Source organism: Loktanella sp. DJP18 (genome assembly GCF_049310965.1).
Taxonomy (GTDB): Bacteria; Pseudomonadota; Alphaproteobacteria; order Rhodobacterales; family Rhodobacteraceae; genus Loktanella.
The window spans coordinates 1-1,112 of sequence record NZ_JBMERN010000338.1 but is presented as its reverse complement, the minus strand read 5'-3'; the positions used below and the strand labels follow the sequence as shown (position 1 = coordinate 1,112).

General features: G+C 56.7%; 1 protein-coding gene. It reads left to right on the top strand.

Features of this window, described 5'->3' with window-relative positions:
• On the top strand, positions 1-1,112 hold a 1,112-nt coding region (locus ACOI1H_RS25740; protein WP_422441175.1), incomplete at its 5' end, for an NADP-dependent isocitrate dehydrogenase.

Below are 1,112 nucleotides of genomic sequence, written 5' to 3'. Positions count from 1 at the left end.
GCAAGGCCGCAGACACTAACTGTATCATCCCAGATAGTTCCTATGCGTCGATCTACGACGAATCCATTCTCTACTTCAAGGAAACTGGGGCGCTGGATCCGGGGACGGCCGGTGCGGTGCAAAACGTCGGTCTGATGGCACAAAAGGCCGAGGAATACGGGTCCCATCCAACCACCTTTGAAATCCCGCACAACGGGACCGTCCGGATGGTGCTGGCGAACGGCGACATACTGCACGAACATGTCGTGGAGGCGGGTGACATCTGGCGCTCTGCGTCAACCAAACAGGCCCCGATCGAAGATTGGGTGCAGCTGGCCATGAGCCGTCAGAAATCCGAAGGTTGCCAGGCAATCTTTTGGTTGGACGAGGATCGTGCCCACGACGCCGAGCTTCTAAAATACGTTCGCCCGATATTGGCCAAGGCTGGGGTCACCGATAAGTTCCAGATTCTGACGCCGCGGGCGGCGACCCGGCTGTCCTTGGAAACTATTCGCAAGGGTAAGGATTCCATTGCTATCTCCGGCAACGTCCTTCGCGACTATCTGACGGATCTGTTCCCCATCCTCGAACTCGGCACCTCGGCCAAGATGCTGTCCATTGTCAAGTTGATGAATGGCGGCGGCATGTTCGAGACCGGGGCAGGCGGGTCGGCTCCGAAACATGTGCAGCAACTGGTGCAGGAAAACCACCTGCGGTGGGACTCGCTGGGCGAGTTTTGTGCCTTGGGGGAAAGTCTTAAATTTCTTGCCGACACCAAAGGCAGCGATAAGGCACGGATCATGGGACATGCCGTCGATCGGGCAACGCAGGGGGTGCTGGATCACAACAAATCGCCCGCGGCCAAGGTCGGGCAGCCTGACAATCGCAGTAGCCACTACTATTTCACTCTGTATTGGGCCAAAGCTCTGGCCAGCCAGAATGAAGACGCTGAGCTGCTTGCTTATTTCTCCCCCATCGCAAAAGCTCTGGAAGAGAACGAGGATGCAATTCTTGCCGAAATGTCGTTGGGAGAGGGTAAGCCAGTCGATTTGGGTGGATACTATCTCACCGATCTCGACAAGACTGAGTCTGTGATGCGAGCGTCGCCGACGCTGCAAAACCTCCTGCGTTAG